19 protein-coding genes are annotated in these 19,709 nt (G+C 44.2%); 11 read left to right on the top strand and 8 right to left on the bottom strand.

The annotated features are described in order from the left end of the window. Nucleotides 1–86 precede the first annotated feature (86 nt). A complete protein-coding gene (locus tag AB4138_RS10445) occupies nt 87–1,280 on the top strand; it encodes a benzoate/H(+) symporter BenE family transporter (protein WP_372104430.1) in 1,194 nt (397 codons plus the stop codon). Nucleotides 1,281–1,393: 113 nt separating this feature from the next. Here AB4138_RS10445 and AB4138_RS10440 read toward each other — a convergent pair whose 3' ends face one another. Further along, on the bottom strand, nt 1,394–2,377 hold the full coding sequence (locus tag AB4138_RS10440) for a hypothetical protein (protein WP_371724974.1): 984 nt from the start codon (nt 2,375–2,377) through the stop codon (nt 1,394–1,396). Between the two features lie 423 nt (nt 2,378–2,800). Between AB4138_RS10440 and AB4138_RS10435 the strand changes: the two genes are divergently transcribed. Beyond that, complete coding sequence (locus AB4138_RS10435) at nt 2,801–3,187, top strand: hypothetical protein (protein WP_102333936.1); 387 nt, start codon at nt 2,801–2,803, stop codon at nt 3,185–3,187. 147 nt (nt 3,188–3,334) lie between these two features. On the opposite strand, the gene AB4138_RS10430 is transcribed toward AB4138_RS10435, so the two are convergent. Beyond that, on the bottom strand, nt 3,335–4,267 hold the full coding sequence (locus AB4138_RS10430) for a LysR family transcriptional regulator (RefSeq protein ID WP_372305938.1): 933 nt from the start codon (nt 4,265–4,267) through the stop codon (nt 3,335–3,337). Between the two features lie 192 nt (nt 4,268–4,459). On the opposite strand from AB4138_RS10430, the gene AB4138_RS10425 reads away from it, so the two are divergent. Then, entirely contained in the window at nt 4,460–5,485 is a 1,026-nt protein-coding gene (locus AB4138_RS10425) for a zinc-binding alcohol dehydrogenase family protein (protein ID WP_372305936.1), read from the top strand. A gap of 113 nt (nt 5,486–5,598) precedes the next feature. Here AB4138_RS10425 and AB4138_RS10420 read toward each other — a convergent pair whose 3' ends face one another. Continuing rightward, nucleotides 5,599–6,210 (bottom strand): CIA30 family protein, encoded by a 612-nt coding sequence (locus tag AB4138_RS10420; protein ID WP_372305934.1) that lies wholly within the window; start codon nt 6,208–6,210, stop codon nt 5,599–5,601. Nucleotides 6,211–6,258: 48 nt separating this feature from the next. Then, complete coding sequence (locus tag AB4138_RS10415; protein WP_372074263.1) at nt 6,259–6,525, bottom strand: DUF3081 domain-containing protein; 267 nt, start codon at nt 6,523–6,525, stop codon at nt 6,259–6,261. A gap of 345 nt (nt 6,526–6,870) precedes the next feature. Between AB4138_RS10415 and AB4138_RS10410 the strand changes: the two genes are divergently transcribed. Beyond that, the gene (locus AB4138_RS10410) at nt 6,871–7,851 is read left to right on the top strand and encodes a bile acid:sodium symporter family protein (protein ID WP_032545880.1); all 981 of its coding nucleotides are present in this window, start codon (nt 6,871–6,873) and stop codon (nt 7,849–7,851) included. A gap of 71 nt (nt 7,852–7,922) precedes the next feature. Here AB4138_RS10410 and AB4138_RS10405 read toward each other — a convergent pair whose 3' ends face one another. Continuing rightward, nucleotides 7,923–8,543 (bottom strand): heme-binding beta-barrel domain-containing protein, encoded by a 621-nt coding sequence (locus AB4138_RS10405; RefSeq protein ID WP_017062436.1) that lies wholly within the window; start codon nt 8,541–8,543, stop codon nt 7,923–7,925. A gap of 299 nt (nt 8,544–8,842) precedes the next feature. On the opposite strand from AB4138_RS10405, the gene AB4138_RS10400 reads away from it, so the two are divergent. Both AB4138_RS10400 and AB4138_RS10395 read left to right on the top strand, forming a co-directional pair. Then, nucleotides 8,843–9,736 carry a DMT family transporter gene (locus AB4138_RS10400; RefSeq protein ID WP_017065985.1) on the top strand — a complete coding sequence of 298 codons (894 nt, stop codon included), beginning with the start codon at nt 8,843–8,845 and terminating at the stop codon, nt 9,734–9,736. 205 nt (nt 9,737–9,941) lie between these two features. Further along, nucleotides 9,942–10,361: a VOC family protein gene (locus AB4138_RS10395; protein ID WP_017065925.1), complete on the top strand. Its 420-nt coding sequence runs from the start codon at nt 9,942–9,944 to the stop codon at nt 10,359–10,361. A gap of 158 nt (nt 10,362–10,519) precedes the next feature. Here the strand turns inward: AB4138_RS10395 and AB4138_RS10390 are convergent, their stop codons facing one another. After that, a complete protein-coding gene (locus tag AB4138_RS10390; protein ID WP_017068434.1) occupies nt 10,520–11,419 on the bottom strand; it encodes a DMT family transporter in 900 nt (299 codons plus the stop codon). A 42-nt stretch (nt 11,420–11,461) separates the two neighbouring features. Beyond that, nucleotides 11,462–12,436 carry a LysR family transcriptional regulator gene (locus tag AB4138_RS10385; RefSeq protein ID WP_017068435.1) on the bottom strand — a complete coding sequence of 325 codons (975 nt, stop codon included), beginning with the start codon at nt 12,434–12,436 and terminating at the stop codon, nt 11,462–11,464. A gap of 100 nt (nt 12,437–12,536) precedes the next feature. On the opposite strand from AB4138_RS10385, the gene AB4138_RS10380 reads away from it, so the two are divergent. The 5 genes from AB4138_RS10380 (at nt 12,537) to AB4138_RS10360 (ending at nt 17,923) form a co-directional block, all read left to right on the top strand. Next, on the top strand, nt 12,537–13,889 hold the full coding sequence (locus tag AB4138_RS10380) for an MATE family efflux transporter (protein WP_017062432.1): 1,353 nt from the start codon (nt 12,537–12,539) through the stop codon (nt 13,887–13,889). A 200-nt stretch (nt 13,890–14,089) separates the two neighbouring features. Then, on the top strand, nt 14,090–14,335 hold the full coding sequence (locus AB4138_RS10375; protein ID WP_010430578.1) for a hypothetical protein: 246 nt from the start codon (nt 14,090–14,092) through the stop codon (nt 14,333–14,335). A gap of 319 nt (nt 14,336–14,654) precedes the next feature. Beyond that, nucleotides 14,655–15,659, top strand: coding sequence for a response regulator (locus AB4138_RS10370; RefSeq protein ID WP_372305931.1), 1,005 nt, complete (start codon nt 14,655–14,657; stop codon nt 15,657–15,659). A gap of 1 nt (nt 15,660) precedes the next feature. Continuing rightward, the gene (locus tag AB4138_RS10365; protein ID WP_017062430.1) at nt 15,661–16,101 is read left to right on the top strand and encodes a PAS domain-containing protein; all 441 of its coding nucleotides are present in this window, start codon (nt 15,661–15,663) and stop codon (nt 16,099–16,101) included. Between the two features lie 778 nt (nt 16,102–16,879). Further along, entirely contained in the window at nt 16,880–17,923 is a 1,044-nt protein-coding gene (locus AB4138_RS10360; protein ID WP_017062429.1) for a GMP reductase, read from the top strand. A gap of 835 nt (nt 17,924–18,758) precedes the next feature. On the opposite strand, the gene AB4138_RS10355 is transcribed toward AB4138_RS10360, so the two are convergent. Continuing rightward, on the bottom strand, nt 18,759–19,454 hold the full coding sequence (locus tag AB4138_RS10355) for a glutathione S-transferase family protein (protein WP_065585070.1): 696 nt from the start codon (nt 19,452–19,454) through the stop codon (nt 18,759–18,761). Nucleotides 19,455–19,709 lie beyond the last annotated feature (255 nt).

The following is a 19,709-nucleotide window of genomic DNA, read 5'->3' as shown; positions in this document are numbered from 1 at the left end:
GTTTTTCAAAAATTAGTTGTGCGTTATAGCGCACGGGTGCTAAGTTCAGTCTATGGACGTTATAACGCACACAGGAATAAATTAACATGACTAAGCTAAAATTTTCTCACGTCAGTACCGGCTTTATCGCTGTTTTCATTGGTTATGCGAGCGCCGCGGCGATTATTTTCCAAGCGGCAATGAGTGCTGGAGCAACTGAAGAACAAGTGGCGTCATGGTTTTGGGCGTTGGGAATTGGCATGGGCGTAACCACAATACTGCTTTCGTTTCATTACAAGAAGCCTGTGGTTACAGCGTGGTCGACGCCTGGAGCGGCGTTGTTAATCACATCTCTTGAAGGGCTAACAATGAATCAGGCTGTGGCCGTGTTTTTGTTCAGTTCGATGTTGATCACGTTAGTTGGATTAGCGGGGATATTTGAGAAAGTCCTAAAACAGATCCCAACATCGATTGCCTCTGCGATGCTCGCGGGGATCCTATTGCAATTCGGTTTGGGTTTGTTCACGTCGTTAATGGAAGAGGCACAAGTCGTAGCGGTCATGCTCGCTGTATTTATTCTGGCGAAAGCGCGGTTAGGTAATTTACTGATCCCAAGTATTTTCATTATCGCACTGGTTATGTGTGTGGGGTTTGGCAAACTCGATGTCAGTCAGGTAACTATGGGATTAACGACCCCGATGTTCATTACGCCCGATTTTGAGTTCTTTTCGTTGTTCAGTGTAGGTATCCCATTGTTTATAGTGACGATGGCTTCACAGAACTTACCGGGATTTGCGGTTCTAAAAGCGAACGGATACCAGGTCGATTCATCGAAGATCATTACCACCACTGGGGTGACAGGTTTGATCTTCGCGCCGTTTGGTGGCTTTGCGTATAACCTTGCTGCGATTACGGGCGCTATTTGCATGGGCCCGAATGCGGATGGCAATCCAAAGACACGTTACATGGCGGGGATCTGTATGGGCGGGTTTTACTTGTTAGCTGGCGTGATGGGGATGTCATTTGTGTCGCTGTTTAGCGCCGTGCCCTCCGAGATTGTCATTGCGGTTGCTGGCTTAGCGGTGATGCCGACCTTGATGAATTGCCTTGCGGTATCAATGGCAGACAGTCATTACCGAGAACCCGCATTGCTTACTTTCTTATTCACTGCTTCTGGTACTAATTTACTGGGAATCGGCAGTGCATTTTGGGGTTTGTGTATCGGGTTGTTTTGTTGCTGGTTACACAATTACAAAGCTAAGTCACGTGGAGCAAGCAAGACTTCGCAAACTTCGTCGTAATGAAACGACTCAAGATTATGATCAGGTTCGCTGTGAATTAGAAACACCAGCAAGTTGTTTGAGTAGTAAGCCCAGTCATACTTGTGACTGGGCTTGCTTACAAAGGAATAAAGCTACTTAACTTCGTATCTCAGTAGCACTTCATTATCGAGAACGACATTTGTCGACCAGATAAAGCTTGCGCCAGCACCACTGAATTTTTCGATAAAGTTCATGTACGCTTTTTTATTGTTCACGCCAATATCGTCTTCTGAATATACTGATGCTTGAGGCCAAGATGTTGAATCGAACTCTTGGTTCATCCAGTTGGTTGGTGTTTCCCAATGAGCGGCGTAGGCATCTTGACCGTGGTCAGTTCCTTCCGTGGTGCAGCTTTCAGAAAGACGCTTCCCGTCCACTTCACTCAAACAAGTCAGGTCATAAATCGGTGAGGTATAAAAGGTTTGTGCTTGCCATTCTGGTCCTGTCACGGTTCCGTCACTAAAGCTCGCGATAAAGCCACCATCGCCAGCGTGGTATGCCTTTCCGCGGTTATCTTCGCTGCCAAGACCTAGGTTTTCTTCCCAATCAATCACTTTCACGGCAATCGTGTAAGGCTTCTTCACCTTAAATTTGACGATGTTTGAGTTAAACGGTGTGAAAGGAACGGTGTCTACCGCGATTAACTTGCCGTTGATATAAAGTTCGAAATAGTTATCGGCAAAAATATAGCCTGTTATTTCCTCACCGTCTTGATCCACTATCGCTACAGGTACAGAGCTTTGATCGACTTCGGCTAGGCTGCTTGGTGTGGTGTTTGAGCACTCTTCATAAAGATCAAAGGCTTTTGGCCCTGTCGCAAAGTTGTTCTTGGCTGGAACCGTCCAAACCTTTCCTTCTGAGTCCGTAATTTCCCCAACGCCCGCCACTCGGCTACGTCCGTTTGCACACTCAAAGAGATTCGATTCAACGGTGGTCGCCACACCCTGAGTAATACTCGCTGAGCCTTGGTAATCACTGATGTTGCTGACCGAAGGCGTATCTGATGATGGTGAGCAGCCTGTAGCGAGCAAAGCAACCGATGAAAGGGCAAGGGCTTGATATTTTTTGATGATCATTGATTGGGTATCCTAAATGGGTGATTTAAATAAGCGTGGTTCAAAATAAGCCAAGTGCAAGTAAGTTAATTGAAAACAAAGCTATTTCAAACAAATCCGAGCTAAGTAGCTAAGTAGCTAAGTAGTTAAGTAAGCCGTGAACTCATAGCTGATAGCTGGAACGACGAAACTAAGCAAGAGCCAAAGCAATTGTGAGGTACCACGCTTATTATTTGATGAGGCATATATTACCCGTACAAATGTAAACAAGCGTAAAGCTGAGTAAGCATGCGCAAAACAGCGCTTTTATAGGATGATCACATCAGCTTGCGCGGAGCTTGAAAAAATACTTAGAACGAAGCGGTTTCAGGTTGTGATTGAGATAGTATTTTGCTACAAAACGCGCATAATCTCGCTATACAACATTTAAAGAAGAATTTACCTATGACTACCTTTCAATACTACTTTCACCAACTGCCTTGCTTCGACTGTAAAAAAACGACAGTAAGTACTGATCTTGGTTGGTTAACGCCTGCGATGAAAGACGATGCTATCGCACAAGTGACAGCAACACTTGCACAAGGCGAGGTCACTCCTGATCTTTCAGCGGACGTGGTTTGTACGAAAGATGAAGCGCGTGAGTATTTACTACTGAACTTCTTCGGTTATTCAGAAGAAGAGCTAGCAAGCGGAATCGAAGCGGATGATGAAAAAGAAGTGGTAGACGAAATCGCAGAGCTAGTAGAAGAAGGTAAAGACACCATCACCTTCGAACATGAGATTGCTCTTCAGTGCTGTGCAGACTGCGACGTTGAAGACGAGTCAAACTAAGCTCTTGTATTAAGAGTATTAAACTAAGTACTCTTATTAAGGTTCATCATGAAGCTATGATGTTCTAATGATGAAAGGCGTTAGCGAATTGAGTTCGCTAACGCCTTTTTTGTCTCTCTGTTTCTTATCTTTAAGCGGCATTCAATCTTAAGATGTTGTGCTTTCTATGATGCCTTGTTTGCTCAGTTGCGAAAGGATCTCAGCGGTCTTCTCTCTGAATAAATCTCTCAGTAGACGCACAGTCGGGGTGATGGATTGACGACTTGGACACACTAACCAGAGCTCGGTAGGGGTCGGCTTAAACTCAGGCATAACTTTAACCACTTCACCTGAAAGCAGATGAGGTGACATGTCTAAACAAGATTTTATTGCCACTCCTTTACCTGCGATACACCAACGTCTTACAAGGTCTGCGTCGTTCGAAGCGCGATTTCCTTTTAGTTTCACTTTATGATCTTGAGTACCCTCGTTAAACACCCACTCGTCTTGCAACATATCATGGAGTTGGTAAAGCAAACCATTGTGCTGCGCTAAGTCACTCGGGTGTTTTGGTGTTCCCATTTCAGCCAAGTATTCAGGAGCCGCACACAATATCCTCGGCACATCGCATATCTTGAAACCATACATGTTCGCATCGGTCGGAGAGCCGTAACGCAGCGCCATATCGACGGAATCTCGGTAGAAGTCGATATTGCTATCGCTGATGCTAGTACGTAGTGCGGCGTTAGGATATTCCAGTAAAAACTCATCAAGCCAAGGTGTGATTAGGTTTCGTCCTAGATCAGAAGAAAGCGCGATACGAATTTCACCGTCAAGAATCCCGAGCTCTTCGCGCATGTTGAGCTTCGCTTGCTCCAACATCTTTAAGGCTTGTTCGCATTCCGGTAAATAACGCTCGCCTGCTGAAGAGAGCCTTAGGTGGCGTGTGGTTCTTACAAACAACTCTGCACCGAGTGCCGCTTCAACACGTTTTACGGCTGCACTTGCTGTGGCAGTGCGCATATCTAGGTTGGTGGCTGCAGCGGTGATACTACGAAACTCCGCCACTTTCAAAATGACCTGTAAGTCTTCAAGAAGCATTTCGTTTCCCTGTTCTGAACCTTGAATCGGTTACCCATAAATTAGGCATTTTCAAATTGCTAATCTTAGTATTTTTCCTGCGCATATACATCTGATTATCAAAAATTATTTGATAATCATTCAAATATTAGGCGGTTTATCTAGAGTGAGAATTGACTAAGATTAACTCGTCTAATTCAAGGAGAAAGCACCATGTCAGTACCATCAAAAATGAAAGCTATCGGATTTACTCAATCACTTGCGATTACAGAGCAAGACAGTTTATTTGAGTTTGAAACGAGTCTGCCAGAACTAAAAAATAATGACTTGCTGGTAAAAGTGAGCGCGACTTCTATTAACCCTGCTGACGCAAAAATTCGTATTCGTAGTGCCAAAGACAAAACACTCGAACAACCAAAAGTGCTGGGTTATGACGCAGTCGGTGAAGTTGTTGGTAAAGGTGCTGACGTTGAAGGCTTCGAAGTCGGTGACCGTGTGTACTATGCGGGTGACGTAACACGCATGGGGGCTAACGCAGAATACCAAGCTGTGGACTACCGTATTACCGCTAAAGCGCCTAAGAGCCTTTCTGATGAAGCTGCAGCCGTTATGCCACTAGCGACGCTTACAGCATGGGAAGCGTTGTTTGACCGCTTGCGTGTTCGTCCTGAAGAGAAAAAGTCTATCCTGATCATTGGTGGAGCGGGCGGCGTTGGTTCAATTACGATTCAACTGGCTAAGCAACTGACCAACCTAAATGTTATCGCAACAGCTTCAAGACCTGAAACGGAGCAGTGGGTAAGAGATATGGGAGCGGACTATGTGGTGAACCACCGTAACCTTGTTGAGTCAGTGCGAGAGCAAGGCATTCAACATGTTGACTACATTTTCAATGTTGCTGATACAAAAGGGCACTGGGATGCGATGGTTGAGTTGATCGCACCGCAAGGCATGATCAGTTCGATTGTTGAATTTGATGGTGGCATTGACTTATCAGCGCTGCAAGGAAAATCAGCAGGCTTTGTTTGGGAGCTGATGTTCACGCGTTCATTGTTTAACACCGAAGATATCCAGAAGCAGCAAGACATCCTATTCCAAGCCGCGAATCTGATTGATTCGGGCCGTATTAAAACGACTCTAACCACGACCCTAAATGGCTTTAGTGTGGATACAATCAAAGATGCACACCAACGCATTGAGAGCAGTGCCTCGATTGGTAAAACTGCCATCAAATACTAATTGCTGATGTTTTAATCCGTCGTTGTTTTGAGTCGTTGACGGTTTAAATAGAAGAAGCCCCTGATATCTGATTGCTAGTCAAAAGGTTTCAGGGGCTTTTGTTTGTTTTCAGTTTAGTCAGCTTCTGGTGATGTGATAGGTTTCGATGTTCTGAAGTGAAGCTGTATTAGGTCTAGCTCAAAAGGCGAGGGCTCTTTGTCCGCAATCAAAAAACCGATTTGTTTGATGTCTTGTGCCTTAAGTTCCGGCGCATCGCTCAGTAGCCGACCTCTGAACACAGCTTGAAAATCATTGAAGTGGAACACCTTGCTAAACTGTTCTCCCTTTATCGTATCGAAATCGTGTTTGTATTGAATTCGATTGCCGTCCTTCGATGTTGTGAACCTCAGTTGGTAAGTGCGACCATCACCAACGAATACTAGCTCTGCACTGTCTATTTCATGGGCAGGTGATTCAATGGAGCGCTTTACAGAACTGAAACCACCATTATTTTCTAACGATAGCTCGCCCCTAAATCGACTCATATCATCAAGATAAATGAGCTCGCCTGTAGAGATGCCACCCATTACATCGTCGTTGGTCGCTGTCCAATTCTTGTGTTCGTTCGGTTGTATAAAATCAATCATACCTATGCCTGCTACAGATACTTGAGACCATAAAAAGGAGAGGCTGAGTACTAGCCACAAAGGGTGTCTTCGCTTAAGCAATGAAGCCGTTTCGTTCATGATTGTCTCCGTTAGCCGTTAGCCGTTAGCCGTTAGTCTGTTCGCGTTTTATGGAGAAGGTTCAGTGGCAAGCATACCCATACAATGCTCAATAAATTCAGAGTAATTTGAAGCGTTGCCGTACTCAATTTTTAGCGAACCGTGAAACATCAGCGTCACCGTGACGTCTTTATAGCTTAGCCAACAGGTGTAACCGTCGTAATCATGCCAAGCCGTCATTTCGCCAACTAGATATTTGTTGTCCCGTTGCTCACCGGAAGAGCGAATAAACTCAAATACTCTGAGAAATTCAATAATGGTGATTCTGTTGTCCATGTGTTACTCCCGCTGCGTCATCTTTGAGAATAGGCTGATCTTTGGTGTTTAGATTGCCTACGTCTTTCTTTCATATCCTTACGGCTTACCTCTGTGCCCCGATCACTGAAAGGGTCTTACCTTCTCGATAAACCGCTGTTTTCTAATATTTCATCATCATTCCATACATCTGTTCAATCCAGAGCGAAGCGTGCGTAACAAACTCGAATAACAACGTTAACCCTCAAGATAAAGACGAGCTTAATTTGCGTTTATGGTGGTTAATTAAAATTAGAGTCGATAGGATAAATAGCATCGGAGCCTTGTTATTGGCTGAAATGGAATCTACAGAAAGTGCGTGTCAACATGATAGAAAAACTGAAAAAGGAATGGTTTCTTGTAGGGATGGTGGTGGCTATGGTCGTTGCTGTTTTTACGCCGGATTGGGGCAAATCGGGTGGGGTACTTCATCTCGATACGGTGACTGTTCTCGGCATCGCTTTGGTGTTTTTCTTACACGGTTTGGGTTTGTCTCCCAAAGCCATTCTTGAGGGGCTTTCGAATTGGAAGCTGCATGTTTTTGTACAAAGCGCGACATTCTTAGTTTACCCACTGCTTTGGGTGATATTCGGGCAAGGCTTTGTCGCTTATATGCCAGCAGCTCTGGCCTTTGGTTTCTGTTACCTCTTCGTATTACCGAGTACGATTTCGTCTTCGGTCGCGATGACGGTGATTGGAAAAGGAAACCTACCGGGTGCGATATTCAATGCATCACTTTCTAGTATTTTAGGCGTGTTCATTACGCCTCTACTGATCCAGCTCTTTATGGGGTTGGAAGGTGCAGAGCTAAACCTGATGGAATCGGTGATCTCTATATCTAAAATGCTGCTATTGCCAATGATTGTCGGCCAGTTGATGCGCCCGTTACTTTTTGAATGGACTCAGAAACACAAGTCAGTGGTCAATAAGTTAGATAAATACGTGATACTTCTGATCGTCTACAGTGCTTTCTGTGACTCTATTGAACACGGTATTTGGAGCGACTTTTCACCAATGCTGTTGTTGCTGTCAGCGGTGATTTGTTTAGTGGTATTGATGGTGATGGTACACGGCATTCAATGGAGTGCCCGAAAGGTTGGATTCAATCATCAAGATGAAGTCGCGGCAGTATTCTGTGGTACTAAGAAGACCTTAGCGGCAGGTATTCCTATGGCTAAGGTGATCTTTGCTCACAACCCTAATCTAGGGATGATATTACTACCAATCATGCTTTATCACCCGATTCAGATCTTTTACTGTGCAGTGCTAGCCAACCGTTACGCCAAGGTTGATACACAATCTAGTTAAACTTGTTTGTTGTTACAAGTACAACAGAAAAACGCCTTTCACTTCGCTGTGAAAGGCGTTTGTATTTGAATCTACTTCACTTTAATTAGAGTGCTTGAATCTGTATGAGCAAATGCGTTGTCGTAGATCTCTAAGCCTGTTGTTTGAGAGTACGTCAGCGTATCGTCTGAAATGCTAATGTTCATCGTGAAGCCCGTGGTGGTTGCGTTGTCCGTCATGTATTCGGACTCAGCGATGCCACGCTTAGACGCAACTAACGTCATTGTATCGCCAGCAGGGCCTTCTGCGGTGACACATGTGGTGCGTGGTACGCAGTAAGAGTTGTAGACGACCTGATTTTTTTGGTCGTAGATGAAGTAGCCACGTTGATCGTGGAACTTAGAGTCGTCGGCCTTTCTGAATACTTCTTGTTTGTAGTACAGAGCAACCAGATATTGATCGCTGGCATTGGTTGCATCTGCCGCAACCTCAAACGTCATTACTTCATAGAATGGTGTAACCGCGGGACCACCTGCACCCACTTCTGTGCCTTCTTGGCCTGGAGAAATATCAACGCCGCCAGTTTCGACTGATTTCCATGTGCCGACTAACTTTGCGAGTGGACCAAAATCCATACCATTGATTGTGTTGTGGTCGGCTACTGCTGGAGCCGAGATTACCGCTGCGATACCAAGTGCTAATAATTTTTTCACTTTAACTTCCTTTTTTGTAATTATCTGACCACATTAAAAGTAAGGTTATTGTGAAGCCAATTTATTAACCCAGATCAGTGTTCTTGGTTAATATGAAAGCGATTTGTAACTTGATGTATCAGTCAATAAGAGAATATTAATGCGGCTAAATATTGAACGAATAGCTGTGATTTGTTCATCGAGGTTTAATTCAAAATTGCATTAGTCTGAGCCTTATTAATTTTGCTATTACACATTTCAAATTCTCATGTATGATGTGCGCCCATAATTGTATGACAAATGTGTAATCTTACTTCTGTATGAATAAAGCTGTTAACCACGCCATTTTGCTTTTGGTGCTCGCAAACCTACTTGCGTCTTTTTCAGACGTATCATTGAAGATACTGAATGGCGAAGTCCCTACGTTCCAGTACGTGTTTATCCGTCAGCTATTGAGCGTGATCTTGTTGCTTCCATTTTGGTTAAAGTTACCGAGAGAGACGCGTATGAAAGGCGGTTGCCGAATCAACTTCTTAAGGGCTCAATTTATCTTAGTGGGGAGTGGCTGCGCGATGATCGCCATTACACACCTTACTTTGGCGACAGCAAACGCGATGTTCTACGTTGGACCAATCCTTATGCTGCCTTTGTCGATCGTGCTGTTGAAAGAAAGGCCGACATCTTCAAAAGTGATCGCGACCCTGATTGGTTTTGTGGGCGTATTAATCGTGTTACGCCCTGAACAATTTCATTGGGCGGCGATTGCTGGGCTAGGCAGTGCGCTTGCGATGGGCGTGGGTAATATCTTGATTAAACGCTTGAATGCAGAGCAACACATCATCTCAACTCTGTTCTGGACCAGCATTATGACTCTGCCACTTGCACTGGCATTAGCGCTGCCAACTTGGTCTGCGCTCGAATGGCGTCATGTTGGTTGGATCATGGCAATCAACTTGTTCGTACTTGGATACCATGCGCTTGTGGTGGTGGCTTACAAAAAAGCACCGGCCAACCAGATTGCGCTCGCCGAATATTCTGGGTTGGTGTTCGTAACATTGTTTGGTGTTATGTGGTTCGATGAGATTCCAGACATCCTGACGCTGGTGGGCATTAGTCTCATCGTTATTCCAATGATGCCGATTAAATGGAAGAAGGTTTTCAAGTGGAGAGACCGAGCCGCTTTAGAAGTTGAGGTTACTCCGCCTAAACCATAGCGGCTTGTCTCTCAGTCATTCTGGATTCCAAATAAACCACATCAGGGAAGGTCGTCTAAACTTAGGGTTTGTATCGCTTCAAAATACGACAATTTGGGCTCTAAAAACGTTCTCGAAATAAATGCAAATTAGTGCTTTACCTCAACTTAACTTGAGGTATTAGGATGTGCAACGTTGCTTACGAGAATACTTTAAGGAGAGAAGAATGATCCAACTTGAACATGTGAATTTAGTCGTCAAGGACATCCCTGAAATGCTGACTTTCTATAAAGCGGCGTTTCCACACTGGTACGTTCGTGATGAAGGAAAAGGCGAATGGTCAGGCAAGCCACGTAACTGGCTGCATTTTGGCGACGAGTACCAATACATCGCATTGAGTGATCACGGTGAGGGTGAAAACAGAGATTTGGCAGGGCACTCTGTTGGCCTCGCGCACTTCGCTTATGTGACCAATAATATCGAAAGCGTCACTCAACGTCTTATCGATGCGGGTTTCCCGATTGCTAAACCTGGCGCTGAAGAACCTTATCGAAAAAATGTCTACTTTGTGGATCCGGCAGGCTTTGAAATCGAGTTCGTTGAATACCTAAGTGATGACCCTAAGTTACGAAATGCCACGAGTTAGTTACGTAATACGCCGCTTTGTTAAAGTTGGTTAGCTGAATGAAAGCGCGCTAGAGAGCATTTATAGAAAAGGGCATTGTGGAATAATCCGCAATGCCCTTTTTAGGTCTATGCAATAGCTGATTATTTAGCTGATGTTTAGCTCAGTTGTTGGGTTGTTTATTTAGCCTTAAAAGGCACCAACAGTTGTTTGCCAAACACATTAATCAGCGCGCCAGTCACAATCAGGCCACCGCCTAGATAAGTCCAAACCGATGGAATTTCATTAAAGATCCACACGCCTAACAGTGCCGAGAAGACGATCTGGACGTATGAGTAAGCCGAAGCTTTACCCGCCGCTTGAGTCTGCATCGCTTTGGTCAAACCGTATTGGCCTATCTGAGTGAAAATACCGACTAACACGAGCATCACGGTTAAGAATAGACTTGGCCATACAAAGTCGTTCCAAATAAGGACTGTCGATATTGGCAGAGCAACCAGTGGGAAGTAGAAGATGATGACAGAGCTGTCTTCCGTCTGGCTCAGCTTTCTCACAATCACATAAGCAATTGAGCTACCAAACGCACCACATAACGCCACCATAATGCTGAATAGCGGTAACTCGCTGCTCGCGCCGCTGTTCATGCTTGGTTGAACCATCACCAATAATCCCGCTAGGCAGAATGCAATGCAGATCATGGTCGATTTCTGGACGCGTTCTTTCAGGAACAACACACCGAGCAACGCGGTAAAGACCGGATGTACGTATTGTAGAATGGTCGCTTCTGCTAACGGAAGAGTGGTTACAGCGTAGTAAACACACATCAGTGCTGCAGTACCTACTGCGCCACGAACAAACAACAAAGGTTTGTTATTACCCCAGATCGAAATGCCTTTTCGTTTTACGTCGATGTAGCTGATGATCAAAGACACCAAAGCCCTTGCTGCAACAATTTCGAATACAGGAATGCCATAATTGCTGATGTATTTCACACAAGCTGACATCAGTGCGAATCCAAAAGCGGAGAGGATCATGAATCGAACCCCAACAGGGATTTGTGAAAAAGAGAAAGAAGACATAAAAATATCAATCGGTTGAGGGAACAGGAATCATAACTTAGTTTAGAAGAGCCGACCAAAGTCTTTGTCCTGTTCTATTACACCAAACCATTGATATTGCTGTGCGAGTACTTTCAGCAACTCGATCTCTTTTGTTGTCTCTTCTCTAAGCCATTCAATAAGGTCGTTGATGATAGGCGTGTGACTGCGCTGGTGCATGAAGTAAGTCCAAGCACTGTGTTGGATTTTTGCATTTCTAGGGCAGTACAAGAAGCCTCGTTGGAGATCTTGTTGAACTAACAACAGATCCGTGACCGTAACCCCTTCACCGGATAGACAGGCACTGAGCGCCATATCTAAAGACAAGAAGCTGGTATTTCTGACAGGTTTCTTTGGTGGGAATTCAACATCGGCCAGCCACACTTTCCAGTCGTGATGATCTAAGGTTGGATGCAGCCTTGGCAAGGTTAAGATTGAATCAAGGTCGGTGTCTTTGGTGGTTAAACTAGTAGAGCAAACCGGCGCCATAAACTCTTCACGCAAGAAGGTGATATCAGGTGCTTTGTCATAGCGCTTTTTGAAGCGCGTGTGGAAGATCAGTAGATCATACTCACTACTATTAATCGATTCGTCTTCCTCAATCACAGGAACTATGACGATCTCATGATCTTGATAACGCTCGTTTAATTCCCGCACTTTAGAGATCAATACTCGCGTCGCGAAACTCAAGGTCGCTTTGATCACAATACGCTTCTGCTTGGGCTCACTCCAAGAGGCGATAACAGCTTCGATATTGCCGTAGCTTTCTCGCAAAGCCACATACAAATCATGACCTTGTACCGTTAATTCTATGGCTCGATGCTTACGAATAACCAGTGATGCGTTTAACTCATCTTCAAGCTGTTTGATCTGTCGGCTGATTGCACTTTGTGTCACATGCAGCTCTTCGGCAGCCAGAGTAAAGCTCATCAGCCTTGCGGCAGCTTCAAAGGCTTTTAGGCCATTATGTGAGGATGGCAAGCTAGGATATGGGGTCATAATTCGTTCGCATGAGTTTATGGAATGTTAGAGTCGCAAATTTATCAATTGAACGCCAGCCTCATCGATCGTATTTTGGGCGAAATTAACTGAGGCGCTCATGAAAAAAATACTCACTCTTGCATTCCCTTTGATCATTTCACAGCTGATCTCTATGGCTTTAGTCCTTACTGATGTTTGGATGATGTCGCGTATCAGTGTGTCAGCCCTTGCGGCTGGTGGCTTAGGTGCCTCAATCTACTTTTTCATCTTCATTATTGCGAGCAGCACCGTGGGTTGTGTCGCGAATTTGATTGCGATCGCTTATGGTCAGCGAGTAGCTCGCCCTGAGTTTGGTAATACTCAAATTAGATTGGCGGTGAAAGGCGCAACCATGTTGGCATTCGTGCTCAGCGTGACCTTAATGGCCAGCTTCTGGTTTGCTCCGTTGGTATTAGAAGCAGCCAAACAGCCACCAGAAGTGATCACTTTAGCCATGGAATATGTCCATGCTTTGAAGTGGGTAATGTTGCCTTCGCTTATCTTGTTGGTACTTCGTGGCTTAACCAGTGCGTTTGGCAACGTGCGCTCCATTCTTGTGATGTCGATTATCACCGTAATTCTGAATGTGCCAGTGAGCTACTTTCTCACCTTCCAATTAGACATGGGCTTAACAGGTTTAGGGCTTGGTACGGCTATCGCGGCATTTATCGTGATGGTTGGATATACGGTTTGGGTATTTAAGCGTGACGAGTTTAAGCAGTTCGCCCCTTGGCTAAATACAGAAGAGTATTCAATCAAGTTGATGAGCCCATTGTTGTTGATGGGTCTACCAATCGGCTTGGCTGCTTTACTTGAGCATGGCTTGATTTACGGTGGCACCTTGATGGCGGGCACGATCAGTATTGCTTCGTTAGCCTTGCACCAAATCTTGCTGCAATGTTTAAGCTTTACTTGGAACTTCAATTTTGGTTTCTCACAAGCTGCGGCGATTTTGGTTGGCCGTGATTTTGGCGCGGGTAACTACGAAGGAATAAAAAGAACCTCGATTCAAAGCTTCATATTGGTGTCGGTGTTGAGTGTGGCGTTGTCGGCCGTGTTCATTATATGGCCTGAGATGATCGCTTCTATCTTCAAGTTAGACGATGGCACGGGTGCTATGACTTCACTACTGGCTTCTGTGATTTGGGTCGTTGCTTTGTGCTTTATTGTTGATGCTTGGCAACTACTGGCGATTAACCTGCTAAGAGGCATGAAGATTGTCTCTATGCCAACCGTGATGACTGCCATCGGTTACTGGGTATTTGGCTTGCCTGCGGCTTGGTATTTGATGCCTAAGTTCGAATTGGCAGGGATTTGGGGCGGAATCGGTGTTGGCTTAGGCGTGACAGGTATTCTGCTGCTTATCCAATTGATGCGTGTCATTCAAAAGAACAACCAATCTCCAGATTTGTCGAATCATGCTTATACGTGATTTGCTTGTGATGCTCGCCTTTACCATGGAACCTTGAACGATAAACGTTGTATTGCTGACCGAGAACTATCAATTACCAACAATGACCTATAAGCCCTAAATTGCGTACTTCGTAATTTAGACCTTGGTCTTACAGAAACCGAGCTAAAAGGTGACTAGAATGATTTGAGTTGCTCACCGTTTTATCAAGGAATACACAAATGGAAGTTGGATTGTTCTGGGCTGAAAAAGGAATGTTAGTGCTTGGCGCACTGTTTGTTTTGACGAGCATGATGCAGTATGGAAGACGCAGTAGCGATTGGAAAGGCGTGATTACGATGTTCTACAAGCGTATCCCAATGAACATCGCCGAATACAAATGGTATCGCCTGGGGATCGCGTTGTTGGTATTTGCTGTGATCATACGTTTCGCATTACTGATTTTATGGCCTTCATATCAGTTCTAGTTCTCTTGCATTAGCTTTGTTGGATAGCTCTCTATCATGGCTACATAAAGCCGTTCAATGAATGAGTCAGTCGAGCCTTAATAAACCCGCTTGTTAAGGCTGCTGTTAAATATAATAGTGCTATTACTCAACAGCAAGGATTGGCTATTACCTTTGTAGCATATTGTTTTTCATGAAGAATAATGCGAAATAATAGCTTACCCACCTGTTTCATCATTCTTACTAATAATCTGCACATAAATCCATTCACCCCGTACCTGATACCATAATGTTCTGTTACACTCGGTCGAATTAGCTTTAATTTGTCAGTGGTGCATTTATGTCGTTCCCAGTTCTTATATGTGATGATTCTGCGTTAGCAAGGAAGCAGATGGCTCGGTCACTGCCTAGTTCTCTAAATGCAGATATAACTTTTGCTGTTCATGGGCTTAATGCACTTGAAGAGCTCGCTAAAAACCAATTCAAATTGATGTTCCTCGACCTAACCATGCCGGAATTAGACGGCTATGGTACATTGGAAGAGATGCAACGTTTAGGCGATACCACGCCAGTTGTCGTTGTTTCTGGTGACATACAACCAAAAGCACAACAGAAGGTGCTGGATCTTGGCGCCAAAGCATTTTTGCAAAAGCCGATCGATAAAGAAGCGCTAAAAGCCATTTTACGTGAGCATGTCGAGCCGCCAAAACAACCTCAAATCATTACCCCAACCGCTTTAGAACTGCCAATACTTCGCAGACGCGATATCTATATGGAAGTCGCGAACGTAGCGATAGGCCGTGCCGCTGATGCACTGGCTCGTCACTTTAATGTGTTTGTTCACCTACCGCTGCCGAACGTTAACATCTTCGAAGTGAGTGAATTGCACATGGCACTTCGTGACCTAGCGGATAACGACCAAGTGTCGGGTGTTTGCCAAGGCTTTAGTGGAGAAGGCATTGCAGGTGAAGCGCTAGTTTTGTTGAGTGATTCCAGTGTGAGCGATCTTAAGAAGCTCATGAAGGTGCCAACAGAAAGCGAGCAGCTAGAAGAATTAGAGTTGTTGATGGATGTATCGAACATCTTAGTCGGCTCTTTCTTGAATGGGTTAGGGGAGCAATCAGAAGTTCGTTTCTTCCAGGGCTCTCCTGTGCTGCTAGGTCAACACATCTCGATTGATTCGGTGATTGAAAATACCAGCGGCTCATTTAAAAAGACCATGACGTTCGAAGTCAGCTACAACATCGACGGCACGTCCATCCGTTGTGACCTTCTATTTATGTTTGTTGATGAGTCTCTGCCTCTTCTAGATAACAAATTGGCCTACCTAATGGAGGAGTTTTAATATGTTGAATCTTCCTGCTGAATTTGAACAGTTCCACTGGATGGTAGACATGGTTCAAAACGTCGATATGGGGCTGGTGGTCATTAACCGTGACTTTCAGGTACAAGTTTGGAATGGCTTCATGACGCACCATAGCGGTAAGCAATCGCATGATGCGATCGGTAAGTCGATCTTTGAGTTATTCCCTGAAATTCCTGAAGAGTGGTTTAGGCTTAAAACAAAACCGGTTTATGACCTAGGCTGCCGTAGCTTCATAACGTGGCAACAAAGGCCTTATCTGTTTAAGTGCCGCAACGTGAGGCCAGTAACTCAGCAAGCCGACTTTATGTATCAGAACGTCACGCTTAACCCGATGCGTTCTCCAACTGGGCAAGTGACATCCTTGTTCTTGTCGATTCAAGATGCGACTGCTGAAGCTCTGATGTCTCAGAAAAAGGCTTGACGTACCTTAAGGTGAAAATTGAATCGCCTTATAAGAGCACTCTGAAAACCAAATAAAAATGGCCAAGGTTAATCCCCTTGGCCATTTTTGTATCTGATCCTGTAGTAATGAGTTCGAACTAAAGAAAGGCGTTCCGTGTTCGTTAACTTTAGTCGAGTTGTTGTTAGGCTCTATCAACAGCGGCTTGTATCCGCTGGGTTCTCATAAATAAGCGCATCTAACCTGCCATATTTTGTGGACTTTACCCCGCTCATCCAAGTTTCGAACGTGCTAATCGATCTTGCCTTTGTACTTTATAAATTTCAGGGCTAATGAAAGAGGGCTGAGATCGGCACTCGAAGCGAAAAAAGTCAGAAAAAAATGAAATTATTTAAGAAAAAACGCATTTTTTGATTCAAGAAAAGTGTGATTTTTATGTGATTAAAGGGCACTTTTTTCACAAATTTGCCTTATCGAAGATTTTTTCGCCGAATTTGCAAGGGAAACGTTTGCGCAATAAACCGACAGCGTTTGCGTGAATATGTTGTTAAGTTATTAATTACTATGAATTTAGTAGGAAATGACGGGCGGGAAGCTTTTACCAGATATGGAATCTTTGAGAGGATAGCACAAAAAAAAATGAAATATCAGACTTGCTGTTAGTAAATCACAGCCTATAATGCTGAAAACCGGAGCGTCTGCCAACGCTCCGGTTTTTTTGTGTCCGAAACTCAGTAAAGCGTCTGCCAACGCTTACCGAAAACGCACGACACGTAATATGATTACAGGACAAATTATCATGCGTATCGAACAAGAACTTAAGTTAGGTTTCAAAGATGTACTCTTCCGTCCGAAGCGTTCTACCCTTAAAAGCCGTTCTCAAGTTGAATTAACCCGCGATTTTACATTCAAGCATAGCGGTCGTCAATGGTCTGGTACTCCAGTAATTGCAGCGAACATGGATTCGGTAGCAAGCTTTGAAATGGCAGCTGCTCTAGCAGAGCACGGTGTTATGACTGCAGTACACAAGCACTACACAGTAGAGCAGTGGGCTGAGTTCGCAAAAACAGCAGACAAGAAAACGCTGAACAACGTATTTGTTTCAACAGGTACTTCTGAAGCTGAGTTTGAGAAAACTAAGCAAATCATGGCGCTTAGCGACGAATTCGTATTTATCTGTATTGATATCGCTAACGGCTACTCAGAGCACCTAGTTGAGTATGTACAAAAAGTACGTGCTGAATTCCCGACTAAAGTTATCTCTGCTGGTAACGTTGTAACGGGTGACATGGTTGAAGAGCTAATCCTAGCTGGCGCAGACATCGTTAAGGTTGGTATCGGCCCTGGTTCTGTTTGTACTACACGTGTTAAAACAGGCGTAGGTTACCCTCAACTTTCTGCAATCATCGAGTGTGGCGACGCAGCACACGGCCTTGGCGGCATGATCATCGGTGACGGTGGCTGTTCATGTGCGGGTGACGTATCTAAAGCGTTCGGCGGCGGTGCTGACTTCGTAATGCTAGGCGGCATGCTAGCAGGTCACTCTGAGTCAGGCGGCGAAGTTGTAGAGCAAGACGGTAAGCAATTCATGAAGTTCTATGGAATGTCGTCACAGTCGGCTATGGACAAGCACTCAGGTGGTGTTGCTAAGTACCGTGCTGCTGAAGGTAAAACTGTTTTACTTCCGTTCCGTGGCTCTGTTCACAACACAATTTCTGACATCCTTGGTGGTGTACGTTCAACTTGTACATACGTAGGTGCAGCAAAGCTTAAAGAGCTAACTAAGCGTACGACTTTCATCCGTGTACAAGAGCAAGAGAACAACGTATTCGGTAAAGAGTAATCTGAACTGATTCGAATAGTTTGAAAATCAAGAGCCGCTAAAGCGGCTCTTTTTTTACGTGAAATTGATAAAATCAATGTCATTAAACCTGCGCGCTAATAATCTGTCTAATTTTCAGAAGACGCTGGATTTAGAATGTGACTAACAGATTTAATGATCGCAGGAACTATGATGGTTATTAGTACTAACGTGAATAATGATGCCTCAAACCAGTGCCAACCTAATATACTTGTAGTATAAAAGTAAGCGCCTAAAGAGAGTGGCAGCGTCAAATTAAACACGATTAAGACGATTAACGCAGCTCCTGCCCATACCATACCAAACTGATTCTCAAGTCCTGAAAAACCTTTAGACAGATAGCACGTACCAGATATTGTAACAAGTAAAGCACTAAGGCAGCCTGATCTCATTTTGTTGCCTAGAATATTAACGAAAAAAGCAAAACTATCAGAACGCCTAATTATTTGAATTAGCATTCAAAAATTAATATTACTTTCAAATGCTATTAGTCTTTGTAAAACTCATTTATCGTCTCTTTAGTTGATTGTCACATGATTGTTTTTTCATTTGGTATCTTGAAAATAAGTTTATGCTTTGTAGTCGAAGTTTAATTCATGCCTAACATATGCCTTACAAATTCGCTGCGATCCAGAGTAACTGATTCAGGACTTTTCCCCGGCACGACCGACAGAGACACCATCGGATGTCGGTAAGGGTTCTTACAATAGCTATATCAATAGTATTGATATTTTAACTAGTGTGGTATCAGTTAATAGAAACAATACTATTGATTTTTAGATAGCTCGCCCAGTAATGAGCTTTCGCTCCACATCGTTTACTTCATGCTGAATTCTTCGTTGATTGGGAAATTCGAAGGAAACAGCGCTCGTTTCGCTTCTTCATCACGTTCGGTTTTAAACTCAATGCCTTTGCCGATTTCGCGAGCACGCAGCGCAGCAGGGCGAGTGTTGATTGCGTTAAACCAGCGCTTCAAGTTCGGGTAAGGTTCTAAGCCTTCTTCACCAAGCACGACAGGTGCTTTATCAATCCAGCCCCATGCAGCGACATCGACAATCGTGTACTCATTTCCGACGATAAACTCACGACCTTCCATATGCTTCTCTAACACTTCGTAGTGACGTTGTGCTTCACGTAGGTATCGGTTCACAGCGTAGTCTAAGCCTGCTGGTGCAGCATGGCGGAAGTGTACCGATTGGCCTGAATATGGACCAAGGCCACTCGCGATAAACATCATCCAAGAGAGTAGTTCAGCTCTGTCTTCTGGCTGACCGCCAAGCTTGCCTGTTTTCTCTGAGAGATACAGAAGGATAGCGTTAGAGTCGAATACACGTTGTCCTTCATCTTCAATCGCAGGCGTTTTGCCATTTGGATTGATTAAACGATATTCCGGTGAATGCTGCTCACCCTTTAAGGTATCGACAGGAACAAGTTCAAAATCTAGGCCTGTCTCTTCCAAAAACAGAGCGATCTTCATTGGGTTTGGTGTTTGGTGAAAATAGAACTTAAGCATGGGGTAACTCCTTGTATTGGTCATTTATTAAAGCACCACTTGAACGATCGTTCAATGGTTGATTTTGAATTATTTGAAGATCTTCTGACTCGCATTCCAACTCTATGTGTTGAAGACCTCGTTATTTGAGCGAGGGGTAAAATCGCGCGATTCAGTGTGTTGGATTTTAAGTTGTTGAAAAAATGAGCTTAAAGTGGTTTTTTTGATTCGTTGCTTTATGCGGAGTTCGGATTTGTGATGGGTGGTTTTTGGCGG

This window comes from Vibrio sp. 10N.286.52.C3, assembly GCF_041468865.1.
GTDB lineage: Bacteria > Pseudomonadota > Gammaproteobacteria > Enterobacterales > Vibrionaceae > Vibrio > Vibrio crassostreae_C.
Note: the sequence above shows the minus strand (reverse complement) of the source record. Positions and strands in the feature narration are given on the sequence as shown.

What these genes read in the sequence shown, in the direction of transcription:
- AB4138_RS10445 (WP_372104430.1), top strand. Translation starts at nt 87, where the DNA reads ATGACTAAGCTAAAATTTTCTCACGTCAGTACCGGCTTTATCGCTGTT.
- AB4138_RS10440 (WP_371724974.1), bottom strand. Translation starts at nt 2,377, where the DNA reads ATGATCATCAAAAAATATCAAGCCCTTGCCCTTTCATCGGTTGCTTTG.
- AB4138_RS10435 (WP_102333936.1), top strand. Translation starts at nt 2,801, where the DNA reads ATGACTACCTTTCAATACTACTTTCACCAACTGCCTTGCTTCGACTGT.
- AB4138_RS10430 (WP_372305938.1), bottom strand. Translation starts at nt 4,267, where the DNA reads ATGCTTCTTGAAGACTTACAGGTCATTTTGAAAGTGGCGGAGTTTCGT.
- AB4138_RS10425 (WP_372305936.1), top strand. Translation starts at nt 4,460, where the DNA reads ATGTCAGTACCATCAAAAATGAAAGCTATCGGATTTACTCAATCACTT.
- AB4138_RS10420 (WP_372305934.1), bottom strand. Translation starts at nt 6,210, where the DNA reads ATGAACGAAACGGCTTCATTGCTTAAGCGAAGACACCCTTTGTGGCTA.
- AB4138_RS10415 (WP_372074263.1), bottom strand. Translation starts at nt 6,525, where the DNA reads ATGGACAACAGAATCACCATTATTGAATTTCTCAGAGTATTTGAGTTT.
- AB4138_RS10410 (WP_032545880.1), top strand. Translation starts at nt 6,871, where the DNA reads ATGATAGAAAAACTGAAAAAGGAATGGTTTCTTGTAGGGATGGTGGTG.
- AB4138_RS10400 (WP_017065985.1), top strand. Translation starts at nt 8,843, where the DNA reads ATGAATAAAGCTGTTAACCACGCCATTTTGCTTTTGGTGCTCGCAAAC.
- AB4138_RS10395 (WP_017065925.1), top strand. Translation starts at nt 9,942, where the DNA reads ATGATCCAACTTGAACATGTGAATTTAGTCGTCAAGGACATCCCTGAA.
- AB4138_RS10390 (WP_017068434.1), bottom strand. Translation starts at nt 11,419, where the DNA reads ATGTCTTCTTTCTCTTTTTCACAAATCCCTGTTGGGGTTCGATTCATG.
- AB4138_RS10385 (WP_017068435.1), bottom strand. Translation starts at nt 12,436, where the DNA reads ATGACCCCATATCCTAGCTTGCCATCCTCACATAATGGCCTAAAAGCC.
- AB4138_RS10380 (WP_017062432.1), top strand. Translation starts at nt 12,537, where the DNA reads ATGAAAAAAATACTCACTCTTGCATTCCCTTTGATCATTTCACAGCTG.
- AB4138_RS10375 (WP_010430578.1), top strand. Translation starts at nt 14,090, where the DNA reads ATGGAAGTTGGATTGTTCTGGGCTGAAAAAGGAATGTTAGTGCTTGGC.
- AB4138_RS10370 (WP_372305931.1), top strand. Translation starts at nt 14,655, where the DNA reads ATGTCGTTCCCAGTTCTTATATGTGATGATTCTGCGTTAGCAAGGAAG.
- AB4138_RS10365 (WP_017062430.1), top strand. Translation starts at nt 15,661, where the DNA reads ATGTTGAATCTTCCTGCTGAATTTGAACAGTTCCACTGGATGGTAGAC.
- AB4138_RS10360 (WP_017062429.1), top strand. Translation starts at nt 16,880, where the DNA reads ATGCGTATCGAACAAGAACTTAAGTTAGGTTTCAAAGATGTACTCTTC.
- AB4138_RS10355 (WP_065585070.1), bottom strand. Translation starts at nt 19,454, where the DNA reads ATGCTTAAGTTCTATTTTCACCAAACACCAAACCCAATGAAGATCGCT.